A 19998-nucleotide genomic window follows, 5' to 3' on the forward strand; every position below is an offset into this window, starting at 1 on the left:
TTGCGTTATTTAATAAAATAATGATCCTGCTGTTTGCATCTTAAACAACTAAACGATACATATTCCTGTGTACTATATTCAATGACCAGTTCTTTACTGCCACAGTGAATACAATGTCGTTCGGTAAAGAAACGTAATCTTGGCAAAATATCCTGCCAGCATTTCCAGATCGGTTGTTTAAAGGCTTTATCTTCAAATTTTAATAAACGATCAATAAAAATATAACTCATTTGGCTGTACGGCATATCATGAGGGCGTGCCAGATTTGAGGTTTCCCAGTGTTCCTGTTCGCCACGTTCTCGATATTGCATCAGGGTTTTGCGCAAGCGGTTGGTATTGACAAAATTTTGATTGGAAGCTTCCAGTAATTGTTTATCGTGTAAATAGTTAAGCGCTTTATCTGCCAGAAAGAAAATCTGTGTGACTGCCAGATCATTTAATAATTGTTTGCAAAAATCAATAAATTGCTGATTGCCATAAAACTGGATTTGCCATTTCTGGCAACGATGCTGGCAAAAATTTAAAATCTCATGAGAGAGCAGAATCAATAGTGTTTCCTTAACTTCTTCACTGTCCTTATAAGGCACACCTTGAGTAAAATCCTGATAAAACCATGCACGTAATTGCTGGGTGATGCTGAGTAAACTTGGTTCGCGATAACCATGCAGCCGGAGATTGGTAAAATATTTTTCACTGCCTTGTTGCTGTGAAAGCAAATAATAATGTTTGATAAAATGTTGCTTTAAGAATTTAAATAATTGATAACTCGGTGCAATCTGTAGCGGATAATAATGCTCAAAATTAATAAACTCATCATGTGGATGCTGTTCATCGACAATACCGTCAAGCAGACTAAGCAGAAATAACTTGTCGATCAGGCTTAAACTGTCTAGCAAAAATTCGACATTATCCTGTTGTTCACGTTTTTTTTGCCATTCTTCCTTGCGTTCACTAAAACGGGTTTGCTGAATCTGTTTTTTTCGGCTTTTTAAGCAGGCATCACAATGGCATTGCTGCGCTTGTTCACCATAAAAAATACAGTGTTCACAATGGCTGCATTGATGAAAATTCAGTGCCTGCTGATAAAACTCACCTTCCACCCAATACATTGCTGCTTTACAGACCGGACAAAGCTGGCTGGCATCCAATTGTTTCTGATAAATTTGGGTTAGTTCGGGCATGGGGTTGATTTCATCCTTTTTCTCCCACTAGTGTAACTTAAAAGTGAAGATTTTGGATATTGTTGTCGTGAGATTGGCATAAGCCTTGTATGTTATTGCAAAGTGTGTAAAAGCTTTCACAGCTTTTAATGCACATTCACCTTTAAAAGCTGTATCCTTGACCCTATCTTAATAGGGTTATCAAATAATAAGGAATGATGATGAATATTGCTGTCAATGCGCCAAGTGTACCCGAAACTGTATACTTAAAAGATTACACACCGCCTGCTTTTGCAGTGGACAGTATTGCACTGGATATTCGTGTGTTTGATGATCACACGATTGTGAGTAGTAAACTTGAAGTACAACGGCAGCATGCAGGGGATTTGATCCTGTTGGGGCGTGATCTGGAATTAAAATCGATTCGTGTCAATGGACAACCTTTAAGTGAAGAACAATACCAATTAGACAGTGAACAACTGCTTATCAAAAATGCACCTGATCATGCTGTAATAGAAACAGAAGTCATCATTCATCCAGAAAGTAATACCCAGTTAGAAGGTTTATATCTGGCGGGCAAGGATTTATTTGTTACACAGAATGAGCCGGAAGGTTTCCGTAAAATTACCTTTTATCCTGATCGTCCAGATGTGTTATCGGTATTTACAACGCGGGTTGAAGCCGATAAAAAATATCCGGTGCTACTTGCCAATGGTAACTTGCTGGAAACTGGCGAAGCAGGTGAGGGACGTCATTATGCGTTGTGGCAGGATCCGACCAAAAAACCAAGTTATTTATTTGCCTGTGTGATTGGTGATTTGGAAGTTTTAAGAGATCGCTATACCACCATTGAAGGGCGTGAAGTGGCACTTGAAATTTATGCCGAAGCCAAAGATATTGAAAAATGTCAGATTGCCATGCAGGCCTTAAAAGATTCTATGAAATGGGACGAAGAGCATTATGGCCGTCCTTATGATCTTGATAATTATATGATCGTTGCCACCAGTGCTTTTAATATGGGGGCGATGGAAAATAAAGGTTTAAATATTTTTAATACCTCGTGTGTGCTTGCCGATCCGGAAGTGACCACCGATGCAGCGATTATGCGGGTACAGTCGGTAATTGCCCATGAATATTTCCACAATTGGACCGGAAACCGCATTACCTGTCGTGACTGGTTTCAACTTTGCTTGAAAGAAGGCTTAACCGTATTCCGTGATCAATCATTTTCAGAAGATTTACAATCGGCTGCGGTACAGCGTATTGACGATGTTGCGGTATTAAAATCACATCAATTCCCAGAAGATGCAGGTCCACTTTCGCATCCGGCACGACCAGATCATTTTGTGGAAATTAATAACTTTTATACTGCAACTGTCTATGAAAAAGGGGCAGAAATTTCCCGGATGATGGCAACCTTACTGGGTAAAGAAAAATTCCGTCAGGGGACTGATGAATATTTCCGTCGTCATGATGGGCAAGCGGTGACTGTAGAGGATTGGGTCGCGGCCTTAAGTGCTGGTTCAGGCGTGGATTTATCTGCATTTTTAACATGGTATAACCAGCCGGGTACACCAGTGCTGGATGTTCAGGCGGATTATGATCCTGCTGCACAAACCTATACCTTACAGTTAAAACAAAGTGTCAAACCACATGCCAAATATCCTGATTTAAAAGCCGTGCCGATCCCTGTGGCATTGGCATTGTTTGATGCAGAGACTGGCGAACAATTGACATTAGAGTGTGAGGATCTGTTCCAGAATCAGGTTAAAGATGGTGTTTATCTGTTTGAACAGGACAGTGCAAGCATCACCTTTAAGCATGTGAGTCGTAAACCAGTATTGTCACTGCTACGTAATTTCTCTGCACCAGTTAATTTAAACTTTGCCTATAGTGATGAAGAACTTGCCTTTTTGTTACAACATGAAAGTAATGGTTTTAACCAGTGGCAGGCAACACAAACTTTGCTGGAACGGGTATTATTGCAGGATCACCCGGCTGATATCTATCTTCACGCAATTCAAAAAACTGTAGTGGAATTGGTCAATACTGATCCTTTGCTGGCATCACGATTACTGGATGTTCCTAGTGAAAGCTATTTAGCCAGTCGTATTGATGTGGACTATCGTCCGGTAGCAATTGAAGAAAAACGTGAAGCTGTACTGAATGCTGTAGCAAAACATTTGGGGGATTTCTGGAAAAATAGTTATCAAACCCTTGATCCAGATGCCCAATCTGATTTTAGTCAGGCGATGGGTGTGCGTTCACTACGTAATATCGCCCTAAGCATGCTTGCACGGGTTGGGGATACACAGGTATTTGATCTGGCTGATGCACAATATCACAATACCTTGAATATGACTGAGCGTTTGGGTGCATTACGTGTATTGGTCTGGAATGATGCACCACAAGCACAACAGGTTTTACAGGATTTTTATGATCGTTTTAAAGATGAAGCCTTGGCGATTGACCAATGGTTTATGATTCAGGCAGCGCATCCCCATGCAGATCAAGCCTTGATTGAAGGTCTGACCTCTCATCCGGATTATGATTTGGGTACGCCAAACCGTATTCGTGCGGTGACAGGTGGCTTATCTTCTCGCCCTGTAAATTTATGGGGTGAGGTTGGGGTTAACCATTTTGTGCATTTAACCAAATTGATGGATGCCAAAAATCCGATTGTGGGTTCCCGTATGATTCAGGCTTTGTCACGTTGGTACACCTTGGCAGAACCACAACGTACCGAAGTAAAAGCACGTCTTTTGGATTTACAGGTACAAGTGACATCTAAAAATGTTGTGGAAACCATTAACAGAATGCTAAGCGTATAATTGCAAAAAATTTTAAAGCCCGCATGAAAATGTGGGCTTTTTATTTGTTTTAGATTCCATATTTGAGTATTATTCTGATTTAATTGAAATTTTATAAGAAGTGTAAAATGAATTTGGATTACTACATCAAGAATATAATAACCTCATTTCTTAGTCTTTGCATTTTAGCAACGATTGTTAACTATGTAATTTTTGATCCTACACAACAGCAATATGAGAATATTGGAACGATTATCGGTGTTATTGTAATATTTTTAGGAATAATGGGGATTGGTTATATAAATACTAAAAGTGCGCCAGAGAATAAGGTTAAACAACATCTTTTTTTACATTTAGCCTTAGTCATTTTTCTGTTTTCAACAGATTTAATTTTTGGACAGTCTGGTTTTATTGTTGATATTTTAAGAAATATGAGTTATTTTATCGCATTAGAATTAGGTGCATATCTTTACTTTAAAACAAATCGCCAACAATTATTGCTGAATTAATAGGGCAGTCTATTAAAGACATTAGAATATGAACTCTAAATAACAGAGCACAAATTCAGTTCTTTAATTTATATCACTTAAAATCTAGGTAATTACACCTATAATTGAAATATTTTTTAAGTTTTTAGGATCGTATTTGATTTTAACCTTTTGACCTACACGATATCGATGAATTTCATTTTTGCTTAGAAAAATTTTAATATTATCCGTATTTACTTCCTGTGTAGCCGTGTGAAATTTCAGCTTTACATAGAACATTGCGCGATATTGAACTTTGATCAGTGAATCCAGGAAATAGGTAATTTCTGCTGTGGTAACGATACCTCTTCTATACAGGAAAAATTTATAAACCCATCCTTTTAGTGCCACTTTCCACCAAAAATAGGCAAGAAACAATGTAAACCATAGCGCAAATATGATGAATAAGAGTTTGGAAATTGTCATGGGATGCAGTTGTTATATATAACTAGTGATGAGTATATGATAATGATTTAAATCAACCCGTTAATATTTGCAATTGCGATTGGAAAAAGGTGAAGTGGTTTTTAACAGAACTTACTATTATAATTTTATCGGGCAAGAGTGATGGCTCAGCTGCTTAAAAAACTCATATATAAATTCTCATGATTGTGTTCAATTGACAAGGAATGATGATGACTTATATTGTTTGTATAATGATTGTCCTCGCCATTATGTATTTTGGCTGGTTGAAATCTTCTCGCAGACAGCAGAGAAAAGCCAGATTACAAAGATTGCGACAACAATCTGTTCGGGATCGTGAGCACCAATCCGTGCAAGATGCCAAACGTCAATCTTTTCAGGATATTGTATCTTCAAGTCCCTATATCAATACACTTGATCAAAGTGATTCTAATACTCGTTATTCAGGCGAGGGGGGCGCATTTGGTGGCAGTGGTGCTTCTAGTTCATGGGATAGTACATCATTTTCCGATTCTTCCGGTTCCGATGGTGGTGGAGATGGCGGAGGCGGTGATGGTGGTGGTTCAAGCGATTAAAATGCGGTCTATATTATGGCCACTTGCGTTATTCTTGCATCTTGTTAAAGTAGCGACTTGTACAGAATAATGTTGCAAAAAATATATCTATTCATTTGAGTGCATACATCAAAAGGACATAAAATGTTTGCAAAAATACTGATATTGATCATTGCTTTACTTCATGTTTATATTCTGATTATGGAAATGTTCCTGTGGGACAAACCCGCTGGCCGAAAAGCTTTTGGTCATAGTACTGAACAGGCGAAAGCAAGCAAAACATTGGCTCAAAATATGGGTTTATACAATGGCTTTTTGGCTGCTGGATTGTTCTGGTCATTAGTGGCTGGACCGATTCTTTCTTTTTCGGTGGCGAACTTCTTTTTAGCATGTGTATTTATCGCCGGTGTATATAGCGGTGTAACAGCAAATCGGAAAATTATTTTTATTCAGGCTGTACCTGCATTGCTTGCGTTAATTTTATTGAATGTTGGGCTTTAGCCGCGAAGTTGAGGTCATGATTAGATTGTGTGGAATAAACCTAGATTATTGATTTATTTGAGTTTAGGAAATCTTGGATCAGCTTATGTATTTTTAATTGAAGAAAATAACATGGCGAGTCGTTAATCCATTAATATTGATTTTAAAACAAAACCCTCTCATCCAACACTATTCCTGATGCGATACAGAGAGGGATTTGTTTCATCGTAGGCTATGCTAAAAATTATTTTTTCGGCATAGGTCCAAGTTTTACGCCATCCGGATAATATTTCCAGCCATCACGAATTTTGATTTTGTCATCCCAAGGCAATTTATACTCTCCTTTGGCCAGATCTTCTACCCAAGTCAGGTAGTTGGCTGTTTCACCGCCAGGTTTTCCGACATAAGCACGGCAACCCAGATTGAAAATATTATTTTCAAGTGCCCAGTTCTCACGCGCCTGATCCACCAAACGTGGGAAAAGTTCTGCGGTCACAATTTCCCAAGGGTTGCGATGGCCTTGCTGAATGACATTACCATCATAATTGCAGATGGTGCCTTCACCAAAGTAATAGAATACATTGTCATAACCTGCGAGATTGACAGAGACAGTGTACATTAGGTTTTGCCAAGCATTGGTTCTATTGGTCCAGATCCATTGATCGTTGACTTGTGTAGAATAGCCGGAAATCCGAATATAGACATTACATCCTTTATAGGCTGCTTCACGGGCCAATTCCGGGAACATGCCGTCATGACAGATACATACCGCTAGTTTTGAACCTTTTGGTCCATCACATACCGGCATACCGTAATTGCCAGGAGACCACGGTTCAATCGGTACCCATGGTTGTAATTTGCGGTAATGTAATGCAATTTCCCCTAGATTATTGACAATAATGGCTGTGTTATAAGGCGCTTTGCTCGGATCTTCATTTTTTTCCATCAAGGAAAATACTGCCCATACATCATTTTTCTTGCAGGCATTTTTGAATTGCTGGATTTCCGGGCTTTCGATGGTTAATAGCATTTCATCATAGGTCCAGATTGCCGTATTTAGACCCTGAGTTGAATATTCTGGAAATACAATTAAGTCGAGATCTGGATAGCCTGCCTTGGTATTGGCCAGTGCTGTACAAATCCTGTCAACTTGCACTTGTATATCTTCAGGTCCCTTGATCACAGGTACTGGATATTGGATTGCTGCAACAAGTAGGGCTTCTTCTGAAGCACTTACACTTCCGGTACTCGCCATGAGAATTCTCCTGTTTTTGGTTTACACTTTTGAAATAAGGTGCGTTATTTACCTATGCAGTTAAACTCTCATTTTTCTATTATTTTGATAATACGTAATATGACTTATATGGGTGAAAATTTAGTCTCGTTATTTTTTAATTATTTCAAAGCATTGGGTGATGGAAAATCACTTAAGAAATGCAAAAAACTGCCCCAAAATGATTTTAGGGCAGGGTATTAATGGGAAAAATTTAAAATTGACCAGAGCCAGATTTACAGCTCATTTGCCTCAAGACGACCATTTTTATTGGCATCAAAATGCTTGAACAATAGTTTTGCATAGGCATCTACATCTTTACTGCTGATGGTGGCTTTATTATTTGCAATGGACTTGAATTGTTCGGTGAAAATAGTTTGATATTCTGCTTTTGCTTTTTGCAGATTTTCATCATAGCGTTGCATGAACTCTGTGACATATTCCTGTTCAGATAAAGTCAGATCGTGGTTTGCATCGGTATGGAAATATTGCTGATCGCGTTCTTTTAAATAATCGCCTAACGTTACAAAACCTTTATCGCCGCCATACATCTGGATAAATTCGGCAATACTATTTGCCATTGGCATAGCCAAAGGTGTAGTAATGCGTAAACCATCATGCGTTCCTTGGGCAACAGGTGCAAGTTTCTGGTCTTCGGCATTGATAATCCCATCCTGATTTTTATCAAATCCATTGAAAGTTTTGAAACCAGTTTCCTGAAACTCCTTCAGCGTGATTTTGTCATCTTTATCCTGATTAATCACACCAAAACGTACATGCGCCTGCTTTAAAGACATTTCACGACGTTTCTCAATAATCGATTGTAACCGGGCATTTTCAAATGCTAGATACTGTTGTAAATCAACTTTGCTATGTTTTTGAAATAATGGCTGATAATCTGAAACGAAGCTTTTAACAAAAGTGGCTTGGGTACTGTCTTTGAGGTCGCTATGACTCAAGCTATAGATGCCCAGACTTTGTTTATAAAGATCAGGCTGTGGTGCGGCTGCAAAACTTACGGTACTCGATAAAACTAAAGCCATAAGTGCTGAGAGAGGACGTTTTTTCATATCAAATGTTCCAGAAATTCAATAAAGAGGTTTAAAATTTAAATTCAAGACTAGCTACCACATTACGACCTACTTCCGCAGAGCGGTCAATTAATGTCGAAGTGTTACGACCACTCGCACTTACTGAACTATTTAATGTTCCTACAGTTGAATAATTCCAATAGGTTTTGTCAAAGATGTTATTTAAACCAACATTCAATTTGGTAAATTTGTTGATGTTCCAGTATGCAGTGAAGTCAAATACCGTGTAACCTGCAACTGGTGCATAACCAGAGCTTGCTGAGTAGGTACTGGCATCCTGAGTGGCGGTTTTGCTTTCAACTGCTGTTGTGGTAAAACCTAAACCAAAGCGTTTATTTGGATCATCATAAGCAAAGGTTAAGCTTGCTTTACCTGGATTTATAGAATTGATACCGGTTTTGTTACCATCTTCGTTTTCTGCATGGCCTTTGGTTTTACCTGCCACCAATGCCAGACTAAAGCCATCAGTATTATTAATGAAATGTCCTAAATCTATATGAGCAGAAAGTTCAGCTCCCCAAATTGCAGCTTTAGCCAAGTTTTGTGCTTCATAGCATAAATATACACCTGAAACAGTACATTCGGAGCTTGCAAGTTGTTTATAGTCGATAAAGTTTTTGTAGTTGGTATAAAAACCTGTTAAATCAACTTTAATCCCATCAATTGAGCTATTGCGCAGACCAATTTCAAAGGCATCGCTGGTTTCTTTTTTCAAATCAGAGTTACCAGACAGATAATATGATACTGATGAAGATGTCTGGAAATAACTCCCCAGTTCTGTTGCTGATGGAACACGTGCACCATGGGTGTATTTTGCATAGGTATAATTGTGCGGTGTTAATTGATAGCTTATAGATAAACCTGGCGCAAAATAGCTAAAGTTTTTATCTTCCACGCCTGCATAGGTTGAGTTTTCAGGACGATATTCTGAGCGTTCTCCACGTAAAGATGGTGTAACTACTAATGCACGATCTGCAACATCAAACTCAATTTCATCAGTAATATGAGCTGCATAGCGATTTACTTCAGAGTTGAATAAGTAAGCACCCTGGTATAGGTTGGATGATGTAGATGCACCATTGCGTAACTCTTTACGGGTACTATCATATTCCTTTTTATCAGCAGTTAAACCATAAGTCAAATTATGAATGCCAACAGCTTTGTTTGCTTCCAATTTAATACCGATATTTTTTTCTTCAAATTGGTTATTTACATCACGAAGATAAGTGCTTGTATTATAAGTAGTACGAGTATCATTATTTGATTCTTGATACCATGTTTTTGTTTTTAATTTGTCAAATAATACAAATTGGGTTGGTTTAAAGACATAATCAAGAATGAATTGTTGACGTTGAATATTTTGATCCTGAGTACCATCATTATAAATAATAGATGTGTAAGTACTACCATCCATTTCGGTGATGTAATTATGTTTTTTATAATAATCAGCAGTAAAACCAAGTTGATGCTGATCGTTAATATTCCAGATTAAACGACCTAATACAGCATCAGATTTCCAGTCAGCTGGGAATTGTTTGGTCTTGGAATTTCCTTGAACTTCATGTCCATCACGATGTGCATAAGCGATCAGTGCTTTAACCGAATCATTACCGACTGCACCAGTTACAGAGGTTAACCAAGCTTCATCAGCAGAGCTATAACCAACCTTGGCTGTACCGGCATATGTTTTCCCATCAACTAAATAATCATCTGGCGATTTATTGATGAATGATACACGTCCACCAATACCATCTGTAGATGCATCTGTTGTCCCAGAGTAGATATTGACGCTCTGAAACATTTCTGGATCAATATAATCGCGGCCTGATGCACTGTTACGCATACTTGCACCGGTCCAAGTTGCCATAGTCGCATCAGCAATATCAACACCATCTACATCAAGGCCAACCCGGTTACCATCAATACCCCGGATATTATAACTGCTTGTACCTGAACCGGCATAGAATGTACTTGCACCATTGGCAGAAAATGGGGCACTGACCAACGGTAAGTATTTAACGATACTGGCCATGTCGTTGGTACCAGTTTTATCCAGATTTTCTCTATTGATTGTGGCAATGGAAGCAGGCGTATTGTCCTCTTTTTCTGCATAAACGGTAATAACAGGCAAACTCGTATAGGATTTTTCCTCTTCAGCATTAGCTAAGCTGGGGAAGGCACATAATGCAGTGATACATAAACTAAGGTAGTTAAGCTGCGCAGTTTTTAAGGGCTGGCGTTGAGGATGAAATTCACGCATAGAAAAACTCAGAATAAAAGTAAATAAAGCAGATCTACCAACTTCTCTATCATGACAATGTAATATAAACTTACAAAAATATAGATAAAATGGTATTAATTGATAATGATAATCAACATGTCTATTATTTTCTATAACTTTGTGGAGAAATACATGTATTTCCACTAAAAATGTTGTTAATAAATTTCAATATGTATTTTTATGTAACTATTAGTTAACTTATGTAATTATTTTAGCTGGTGAAGCCTATATTTTATCCAAAAAAGTACTCATTCAGGTAGGTTGATCAATTCGTTGATGAGTCAAAAACATATCTTTGATTGATGGCATTTTCCGATTTTGCAACAATGTAATTCATTTAATCATCTGCGGCGATGAATGTTATGTCATCTCTTTCGTCATCTCCCAATCGTTCTACTGGTGCTGAATTAGTCTCAAAATTTGTCATGCTGACATGTCTCGTGATATTTATTGCCAGTGTGATTTCGGGGTTTTTATTTGAAAATGTCTGGGCATGGACAGCAGGGTTGATTTATCTGGCATATGATACTTGGTTGCTATTGTTTGTGTTGTTTCAGACCTTTAATTTACGTTCAAAAATCTTGTTGCCATTACCTAATTTACTGGTCAATCAGGGCAGTCAACATCGAAGAATCGATCCTGATAAAAATTTAAGCATCAGTGTGATTATTCCCTCCCGTAATGAAAGTCTGATTTTACCTAACTGTTTAGACGCATTATTTTTACAGACCTATCCGCTAGCACAGATTTTAATTGTGGATGATGGCTCAACCGACAATAGTCCACAACTTTTACAGCAAAATTATGGCATTGCCAATCAGTCGGGTCTGGTTTGTTCAGCTCGATATAGCAATTTAACGGTGCTAAGACTTGGACATCAGGGCAAAGCCCGTGCTTTAAATTCGGCACTGGATTATATCGACTCGGATATTGTGGTGACTTTAGATGCCGATACTGTCATTTCACCCGATGCTTTACAGGCTTTTGTCAGTGAATTTAAGCAGAATCCAGATTTAGTCGCAGCGGGCGGCGTACTTCAACCCGTTTGTCGGCAGAATAAATCAGGTCGTTTATTTGATGTGTTTTTTCAGTTTTTCCAGCAATTTGAATATATCTTTTCTTTTTTATCCCGTGCAGCTTGGCAAGAGTCCAATGCCTTGTTATTAGTCTCTGGTGCATTTGCCGCTTACCGCTGTGACATGCTAAAAACTTTGGGTGGTTTTGATGCACAGAGTATGGTGGAGGATTATGAGCTTAACCATCGGATTTATCGCTATGCCTATCAACACCAGCTGAATTGGACCGTAGGTGTGGTCGGACAAGCCTATAGTATTACCGATGCGCCGAACGGATTTAAATCTTTTTTTCATCAGCGACGTCGCTGGTTCGCGGGTTTTCTGGAAACCCAATATAATAATCTGGACATGATGGCAAATAATAAATTTGGCAGGGTTGGTCGCTTTATGCTGCCGATAAAAATGCTGGATACAGTACAACCTTTTTTTGCTGTTGCTGCGATATTTATTCTGCTTATGCTCGTGATCCAGCAAAGCCCTGCGGTCTATACGGTTTTAATGATTATTGCGGCGAAAATTGCACTGGATTTGTGTTTTCATTTATGGGGTATTTACGTTTATCAGCGCTGGACCAATATTAAAATGACTTGGCATGTCATTCCTCAAATGATCTTTGCCACCATAGCAGCACCATTTAGCTTTCAGATTGTCAAAGTATTAGGTGCTTGTCTGGGCTGGTGGATTTTTATCAGAAAACAGAAAAATTGGTTGCCGCAACGGGAAATTTAATCTTTAACAATATGTAAAATATGAAATTTTTAATATTTTTGGTATAAAATACAATTGGAACATTTGAAAAGAGGCCTATACTGCGGCGTTTGATTATAGATTAAATTGATTTAAAGGTAAAAATGTATCAAATTAAACAACCAAAATTAGTTTTAACTGCGCTAGTATTCGGATTAGTTGCTCTTCAAGGGTGTGGTGGTGGAGGTTCTTCAAGTTCGGAATCCAATAACAGTGCGAATAATACGACAAAACCAGAGACCAAACCGTCTACACCAAATGACTTGGAAAATACCACATATCAGCCCAAGCCGATTGAAAATATAAATCCTTTAGATATTGTCTTAATCAGCACTGCCGAAAGTGAAAAGAGTTTTGTTGAGGCTGTTAAAACAGGATTATATGTTCAAAGTACGTTTAATGTGATTGGAATTGGTGCGAATGAATGTGCTGTAGCCAGTGGTACAGCTTGCCAAGGTTTTATAAGATATTATCTCAATCGGAATAATGAATTGGTTTCAGATAGTTGGGCATATTTATCCAAACAAAATAAATGGATTAAAAGCGATACTTCGGGCACATTACTGAGAAGTACAATACCTCTAAACGTTGCCTTGGTTGACGATTTTTATCATGATGGAAAACAATGGTCAAAGGGTAGCTTGGATACCTACCAACGAAATGCCGTTATCAAGTATCAGCAGGATAAAGACCATCATACATTTTTGCAAAATAATATTCGATATCGTCTAAAAGCTGCTGAATATGATTTGAGCATCTTAAATATACTTCCAGATAATAAGGTGTATTATGCGACTGATGCAAAACTTTATGATTTTGGTGTGATGTTGACTAATCAGCCAGTTTATTCATTGGTTAAAAGTGATAAATCCTATTCTCCAAACAACTTTTACGATACTGCTAAATATAGTACCTTATCTGATTTTATAACTGCTCATAGCTCATTTTCTAAACCTTTTTGTTTTGTCACAGGTTTAAATAGGCTAATTAAGTTTAATGCGGATGGAACGCTTGCTATCAATAAACAAACGGGTTGTGATGCTGACCTGGCGCAATTTGAGAAAGATCATCTCATACAAAAATATGGCATTACTACAGTAAATGATTCAAAAGTTATTGTACTTGAAGCTGATTTAAGGGATATAGCAAAACTTGAAGAATCATCTTTACCAATCAATACAAGTCAATTCCAGACTTTACCTGTAATCGTAAAACATAGTGATGGTTATATTTATGCTGGCACACGCTATGAACCGAACTTTATCAATAAAACGTATGAAAATTTCTTAAATGAGAGTGCATTTCTTGATTATTTAAGTTATCTCACAGGTGTTTCTAAAGTCCAAATAAAATTACCGAATAAGGATTAAACCATCACCTTAAAGATCATCTATCATGTTAGATATGATAGATGATCTTATTATTCTCATAGCATTCAAAAAATTTTAGCTTTTCAATCTTTAGCCTGCTTGATTTTTACTTCAAACTACGACTTAAACTTTAAAATTTAATCAGCAAAAAATAATGAAATCCGCTATGCTAGGCGCAAATTTCAGGATCGACTGTGTGTTAAACGTATGGCATTAAAAGCAACCATTTATAAAGCAGAACTCAATATTGCCAACATGGATACCCATCAATATGGTGATTATCAACTGACCATGGCACTGCATCCCTCAGAAACCATTGAACGTTTAATGGTCAGAATTTTGGCATTTGCCCGTTATGCCGATGATGCGCTGGAATTTACCAAAGATTTATTTGAAACCGATGAGCCCGCTTTATGGCAAAAAGACTTAACAGGGCAATTGGAAAAATGGATTGAAGTCGGTTGCCCTGATGAAGATAAAGTCAAAAAAGCCAGTGCGCGTTGTTCGCAGGTTGTTGTAATTGCATATGGTGCTGCTGTGGCCGAATGGTATAAACGTAGTAGTAAACTCAAAACCTTAAAAAATGTTGAAGTGTGGCAATTGTCCGAAGCCACGACCACAGCGATACAAGCCCTTTGTGAACGTACTATGCAATTACAGCTGAATGTCATGGACGGGGAGTGGACCTTGATTGGTGAACATGGACAAGCTGAAATTGAGTGGATAAAGTTGCAATAACAGAGCGTAAGGAAAGTATGGATCATAATGTACTAAAAAAAGTTGAATTAATGATTGAAAGCATTAATAAAATCCATACTGACTTTTATTGTGATTACTTTGAAACAGGACGTATTGAAAAGATTAATTTATCAAAAACGATAGGTCGTGTACCCTATCAACATATTGCAAAATATCGTTTGAATTTGCATGAAAGCATTAATGATTATTTGATTAAAAATAAAAAAGGATTTTTATTGCAGTACTATTATCGGGTTAAAACCTTGGAAAGTATTGATGATAAGATCTCACGTTTTTCAAGTCATCGTGATCAATATCCAGTGAATAACTGGTTCAATGATATTTTTGGTGCAAGAATTATCCTAAACACCGAAGATGTGGAGGCGATCAATGAATTGTTAGATGAATGGCAGGAAAAGTATGGCTTAAAGAACTGGTATTATCGTGATAAAAATGGCTATTGTGGTTTACATGTTTATTTTAAAAATAAGTCAAATTTTTACTTTCCTTGGGAATTGCAAATTTGGGATGAAAAGGATGAGTTAAGCAATATCGAAAACCATGAAAAATATAAACGTACGTTTGTTTAAAAATTCTCTACGATAACCATCTATACGGATAGAATTTACGTTTAGATATTTTCTTTATGGATAGCGATCAAGGTATAATAAAGAAATTATGTCATGTTCTGGGGAATAGCGATGAAGTCTGAAGTGTATCAAGGAAAAATTAAACAATACGATGCCAAAAAAGGCTTTGGCTTTATTGGTGGGCTTGAGCAAGATATTTTCTTTCATATTTCAGATTTCCCACTTGCCGATGGCGAACCTCAGCGCAATGAAAGAGTGAAATTTATCATTGCTGAAAATAACGGCAAGTTGAAGGCGATTAAAATTGAACGCGTTGTCGATCAGTCGGCAAAGGCAAAAAAATCGAGAGTTGCCGAGCATAATAAATCGATTGCTAGTGCGTTGTTGGGTAATTTTAAGAAGTAGATAATCTAATTTATGTCTTGAAATAATTTACTAATTTTATAATCCATGAAATTTAAAGTTTTACTTTCGGTGGAAATCAAAAAGATAGGACATTTAGCAATAATCTAAAGTGAAGATTCAAAAAAACTTATATATTTATTAAAATTATGATCACTATTGTTAAGTTTGAATGTTTCTACTATAGGAAAAATTGTAATATTCTTAATATTTTTCCATTTTGATAAATATTTTTCTCCATAAGGATGGATTGCAATTATAGCTAAAATATTTTTTGATTCTAAAGTCATAGATTCAGAATTAAATATTGCTAAATTAGTATAATATTTCCTATACAACTCATCTAATACATTATATTTATATAATGTATTAGAACTGCTGTATTTAGCATCAAATATAAAGTATTTGACATTTCCATTTATATGATTGATTTTAAATATGAAATCGGGAGTGTAAAAATCTAAAGATGATTTTTTATTATGTTTTAAATAAACAAGATCATTATTTAATGAGAGCTCTTGATCAAAAGAGCTAATAGTTTTATCGTAGAATAGCTCTAAAATATAAGAATCTTTTTGAAACTTAATATATTCTGGGATAAAATTTTTGAAAAAACTATGTTCTTGAGATTTAATAACATTCCAACCAGATTCATGAATTTTTTCAATAAAATGATATAAGCAAAAAAGCTCATAAATCTTTGATGTTGATCTAATTTTAGTTAAATTTTGATTTACGCCTATTGATGGACTGCCTAAATGATACCAGTCAAAAAGCTTTATAAAAATATTCTTATAAAAACTAGAATTTTTAACAAATTGAGTGATTTTGGGATATAAAAAACCTAAATATTTAATATTTAATTTTTTTTGTAGTTCAAAAAGAATTAGATCTATAGAGTTTATGAGATTTTCTATACGCTTGTTCATACCATTAGTAGTAATAAATAAATATAAATTATCAATATCATATTGGTTTTTAAATTTTTTAAAATTGCTATATTCATGTTCATATGTGAGACTATTTGTATTTAATTCATGAAAAAGAATAGTCTGCATATCTATTAATTTATTTTTTATAGATATAAGTCCCCCTACAATTATTTGATTTTCTTCTACATTATAAGAGTCAATCAATATATCTCTTTTAATTTTATCTAATGAAAAATTTCTACCATGAATATGTATAGATTCTGGATCGTTTGAGGGAAATAAATCAGAAATATTATTAAAAATTTCGTATGGATCTATATTGAAATTATTGAAATTATCAAATCCTTCTTTATTTTTTTCTAAATAATGTTTTAGTACTTTAGAAAAACTATTTTTTTTTGTAAGAAAAATACTAACTATTTCTTCTGCTAAATTAAGTGTAGATTCAAAAGTTGCTTTTGAATCACCCAGTGGTGATATTTCTAGTTTTGTCCTTGAAAAACAGATATCAAGAATAAGATTATTTTTATTTATCAAATAAGATACCATTTCTTTAATTTGTTCAAACTTTTTTTGATGTGTCAATACATTGAATATAATTTCCTTATATATATCATTATTAATATATAATCTAATTGTAGAGTAACCGAAACTTTCTCTAAATACATTATCTTTAATTGAAGTTAATTCTTGATTGTATTCATTATAATGTAATGGTAATATATAATCTTCTATATAAATTTCTATATCATTAATATTATCAACAAGGTCAATATTCTTAATAACTATTTGAAGAGAATCATTATCTAAAATGGTAATAGGAGATGAGGGTATCTCATAAAAAACTTCTTCATTAATCAATAAGGTTACATTAATCATTTGGCTACCAGCAGAAAAAATCATAAGTATTTAGATCAGCATTTCCATTATTAATTATTGTTTCTAAACATTCCACAGATTTATTGAGTTCATGTGAATTTAAAACATCTTTTAATTTAAGAAGCCTATTGCTAAAATTTTTACCATTGCCACGTATTTGTGGGAGAATTAATTGTAAAATTGCATAATCTAATGCAAGAACATCATTATCATCTGAATACGTTCTCATTAAAGGTCTAGCTTTATTACAGTATTGATGAATAGCGATAACTTTTCGATTACTAATTTGTATACTTTTTCCATATTCAAAAGTTTTATCTTCTAATGTTGATTTAATCTGATCAAAAATTCTTTGCTCTTTATCGGTTAAATCAGGAATTTGGTCGACTGTACCAAAATATTGTTCCATAGAATTATAAGAAATAGGCATTGGTATTATTTTTTCTAATGATTGAAATTCATCATTAATCATTGATGGTATGATCTGGTTACCATCCAATAATATTACAGGCGCTCTATCTAATATACGATGGGATAAGAATTCTGTTGTATTGTCATAATTAATAGTAGCAATGAATCTTAGATTTTCAGGAATTGTAAACAAATTTTCACCCAAGCGTATTGATTTTTTAGTTCTAATATCATCACTAATTCCCATAAATGAAGACCAATAATGTTCTATTGGACTTAAATTGGCTTCATCTAATAATATTAAAGCCAGAGCAGAATTAATATTATTATCTGACTCTTTATCAAGTGCACTAATAAAATTATACATCCCTGTACTAGAAGTTTGAAATCTATTAGAAATAGGGTTGAAATATCCTATTAAATCTTTTTGCCCAGTCCAACCTCGTGCTACAGGAATTTCCAAAAATCTTTTACTACTTATACCGTTAACATCAGCTAGTAGCCTTACTAAAGATGTTTTTCCTCCTCCAGGAAGTCCTGCCAGGAAACAAAGAAAAGATTGTTGAATAGTAATAATTAAATTAATAATCTCTATTGGAGAGATAGATCGCCCTTTAACTCGTAAAGATTGTTCTATTCGATTAATAATATTAAATGGAATATTTGTATTAGTTGGATCTGTTACATGAGATTGAATAGAAATATCCATTTCAACTTTTTTTATTGTTGAAATATTATTTCCATTTATTGTTTCAACAAATGGTTTTAATTCAAAAAGTTTTAATCTTAAATTATCTTCAGCCTCAGAATATAATTTAGTTAAACGATGTGTTTCTTTTTCTATGGTAAGTTGTCTTTCAAACTCATATCTATATTTAGTTTCTGCGTCTTCGAGATCTTTTATAACTTGATCATATTTTTTTAATGTAAGGTGTTTTTTGGATAAAGAATCATATTCTATATTTAAACTATTAAGTGTTTCTTTTTTTTGTAAAATATCTTTATCTAAATCTGCATGTTTTTTCGCATTATCTAATAATTCAGTATCAAATTTAACTTTATTTCTATCTTCAATTTCTTTACCCAAGGCTATAAGCTATTGTTTATTGTTTATTGTTTATTGTTTATTGTTTATTGTTTATTGTTTATTGTTTATTGTTTATTGTTTATTGTTTATTGTTTATTGTTTATTGTTTATTGTTTATTGTTTATTGTTTATTGTTTTAGATTTTAGATTGTTAGTTCTTCAAGTTCTAAATTTTTTTCACGTAAAGAATATTCAATTTCGGCACTAGAGTTATACTTTATATCTTTTAAATATTCGTCTTTATTTTTATTAATAAACTCTTCTACTATTTTAGTACCTAAATTAGTTCTTAAAAATTTTTCAAAAGCCTCCACTAAATCTTCTTTGAAATTAAAATTTTCATTTGAAATTTCTCTAAATTTTGGTAATTTATCTAAAATGGCTTTCTGATTGAATTTTGGTATTTTCTTTACTTGTGTTTCTAGAAATAAAAAATCAGCTTTCTTACTATTATAATTTAATTCTTTTGAAATTTTGCTAAATAGAGTTACAATATCTTCATCAGATGAATAATCCATTGATGTAAGTTTAGAGTTATTATGTAAATTAGTTAAATCAGTAAAATATAATCTATCTCCTTCAGGAAGTTTACATGGTAAAATATTTTCAGTTAGTTCATCAAATTCAGCGGTAAAAATATTTCCATTGTATAGCACTCTACCTGGCAACGGACTGTCTATTCTTTTTAATAATAATTTTTCATTATCTTCTATTGCTTCCCACTTAAATGGTCCAAAACATATATTTTTATTATTTACAATATAAATATAGGTCGTACTAGGATAATAGTTGATATCTAAGATTGGCTGGTTAGGATCAGGTAGTTCACCTAATATAATTTCAACAAATTCTCTGGGTCTTAGATCAGTAGTTTTGAAACCTTGAGTAACAAAATTACAATTTCTTTCAATAGGCAAATCAGGATTTTTAAACTGCGATTCAAAAATAGTAATTTTGAAAAGTTCTAAAGATTTATATTTAGTATCAATTTCATCATATGCACTAGTTACAAAAACTTTTTCTGATGCACAAAAATTGTTCGCATTAAGAAGTATATAATTTTTCCCATCAAACTCTGCTACTGGTCTTATGTATCCTTTGACAGAGTCTGCTTGTGAGTATAACTTATAAGCTATAATATCTCTTGAACTATTTTTTTCCATGTTA

The 19998-nt window shown here is 34.6% G+C and carries 16 protein-coding genes; 9 read left to right on the plus strand and 7 right to left on the minus strand.

Annotated features, from left to right (window positions below; all coding sequences use genetic code 11):
• Nucleotides 1-5: 5 nt before the first annotated feature.
• The gene (locus tag CRO21_RS05630; protein ID WP_097078351.1) at nt 6-1181 is read right to left on the minus strand and encodes a hypothetical protein; all 1176 of its coding nucleotides are present in this window, start codon (nt 1179-1181) and stop codon (nt 6-8) included.
• 200 nt (nt 1182-1381) lie between these two features.
• On the opposite strand from CRO21_RS05630, the gene pepN reads away from it, so the two are divergent.
• The 4 genes from pepN to CRO21_RS05655 all read left to right on the plus strand — a co-directional run bounded on the left by pepN (nt 1382) and on the right by CRO21_RS05655 (nt 5975).
• Nucleotides 1382-3991: an aminopeptidase N gene (gene pepN, locus CRO21_RS05635; RefSeq protein ID WP_097078352.1), complete on the plus strand. Its 2610-nt coding sequence runs from the start codon at nt 1382-1384 to the stop codon at nt 3989-3991.
• A gap of 107 nt (nt 3992-4098) precedes the next feature.
• Nucleotides 4099-4479: a hypothetical protein gene (locus CRO21_RS05640; RefSeq protein ID WP_097078353.1), complete on the plus strand. Its 381-nt coding sequence runs from the start codon at nt 4099-4101 to the stop codon at nt 4477-4479.
• Between the two features lie 653 nt (nt 4480-5132).
• Nucleotides 5133-5495 (plus strand): hypothetical protein, encoded by a 363-nt coding sequence (locus tag CRO21_RS05650; protein ID WP_141398114.1) that lies wholly within the window; start codon nt 5133-5135, stop codon nt 5493-5495.
• A gap of 123 nt (nt 5496-5618) precedes the next feature.
• Nucleotides 5619-5975: a DUF1304 domain-containing protein gene (locus CRO21_RS05655; protein WP_097078356.1), complete on the plus strand. Its 357-nt coding sequence runs from the start codon at nt 5619-5621 to the stop codon at nt 5973-5975.
• A gap of 223 nt (nt 5976-6198) precedes the next feature.
• Here the strand turns inward: CRO21_RS05655 and CRO21_RS05660 are convergent, their stop codons facing one another.
• From CRO21_RS05660 to CRO21_RS05670, 3 genes are all read right to left on the minus strand, one after another.
• Entirely contained in the window at nt 6199-7209 is a 1011-nt protein-coding gene (locus CRO21_RS05660) for a formamidase (RefSeq protein WP_097078357.1), read from the minus strand.
• 254 nt (nt 7210-7463) lie between these two features.
• Nucleotides 7464-8297: an EF-hand domain-containing protein gene (locus CRO21_RS05665; protein WP_228150369.1), complete on the minus strand. Its 834-nt coding sequence runs from the start codon at nt 8295-8297 to the stop codon at nt 7464-7466.
• A 31-nt stretch (nt 8298-8328) separates the two neighbouring features.
• Nucleotides 8329-10578, minus strand: a complete 2250-nt coding sequence (locus tag CRO21_RS05670) for a TonB-dependent hemoglobin/transferrin/lactoferrin family receptor (protein ID WP_097078358.1) — start codon at nt 10576-10578, stop codon at nt 8329-8331.
• Between the two features lie 383 nt (nt 10579-10961).
• Between CRO21_RS05670 and CRO21_RS05675 the strand changes: the two genes are divergently transcribed.
• From CRO21_RS05675 to CRO21_RS05695, 5 genes are all read left to right on the plus strand, one after another.
• A complete protein-coding gene (locus CRO21_RS05675) occupies nt 10962-12404 on the plus strand; it encodes a glycosyltransferase family 2 protein (protein ID WP_171293993.1) in 1443 nt (480 codons plus the stop codon).
• Between the two features lie 122 nt (nt 12405-12526).
• A complete protein-coding gene (locus tag CRO21_RS05680; protein WP_097078360.1) occupies nt 12527-13792 on the plus strand; it encodes a hypothetical protein in 1266 nt (421 codons plus the stop codon).
• Nucleotides 13793-13999: 207 nt separating this feature from the next.
• A complete protein-coding gene (locus CRO21_RS05685) occupies nt 14000-14530 on the plus strand; it encodes a YaeQ family protein (RefSeq protein WP_097078361.1) in 531 nt (176 codons plus the stop codon).
• A gap of 17 nt (nt 14531-14547) precedes the next feature.
• Nucleotides 14548-15120, plus strand: a complete 573-nt coding sequence (locus CRO21_RS05690; RefSeq protein WP_097078362.1) for a nucleotidyltransferase family protein — start codon at nt 14548-14550, stop codon at nt 15118-15120.
• A gap of 111 nt (nt 15121-15231) precedes the next feature.
• Complete coding sequence (locus CRO21_RS05695) at nt 15232-15525, plus strand: cold shock domain-containing protein (RefSeq protein ID WP_097078531.1); 294 nt, start codon at nt 15232-15234, stop codon at nt 15523-15525.
• A gap of 104 nt (nt 15526-15629) precedes the next feature.
• Here CRO21_RS05695 and CRO21_RS05700 read toward each other — a convergent pair whose 3' ends face one another.
• The 3 genes from CRO21_RS05700 to CRO21_RS05710 all read right to left on the minus strand — a co-directional run bounded on the left by CRO21_RS05700 (nt 15630) and on the right by CRO21_RS05710 (nt 19994).
• On the minus strand, nt 15630-17333 hold the full coding sequence (locus CRO21_RS05700) for a hypothetical protein (protein ID WP_141398115.1): 1704 nt from the start codon (nt 17331-17333) through the stop codon (nt 15630-15632).
• A 4-nt stretch (nt 17334-17337) separates the two neighbouring features.
• Nucleotides 17338-18831: a hypothetical protein gene (locus CRO21_RS05705; RefSeq protein ID WP_097078364.1), complete on the minus strand. Its 1494-nt coding sequence runs from the start codon at nt 18829-18831 to the stop codon at nt 17338-17340.
• A 143-nt stretch (nt 18832-18974) separates the two neighbouring features.
• Nucleotides 18975-19994: a hypothetical protein gene (locus CRO21_RS05710; protein WP_097078365.1), complete on the minus strand. Its 1020-nt coding sequence runs from the start codon at nt 19992-19994 to the stop codon at nt 18975-18977.
• Nucleotides 19995-19998 lie beyond the last annotated feature (4 nt).

Origin of the sequence: Acinetobacter puyangensis (assembly GCF_900096995.1) — a bacterium.
GTDB classification, from domain to species: domain Bacteria; phylum Pseudomonadota; class Gammaproteobacteria; order Pseudomonadales; family Moraxellaceae; genus Acinetobacter; species Acinetobacter puyangensis.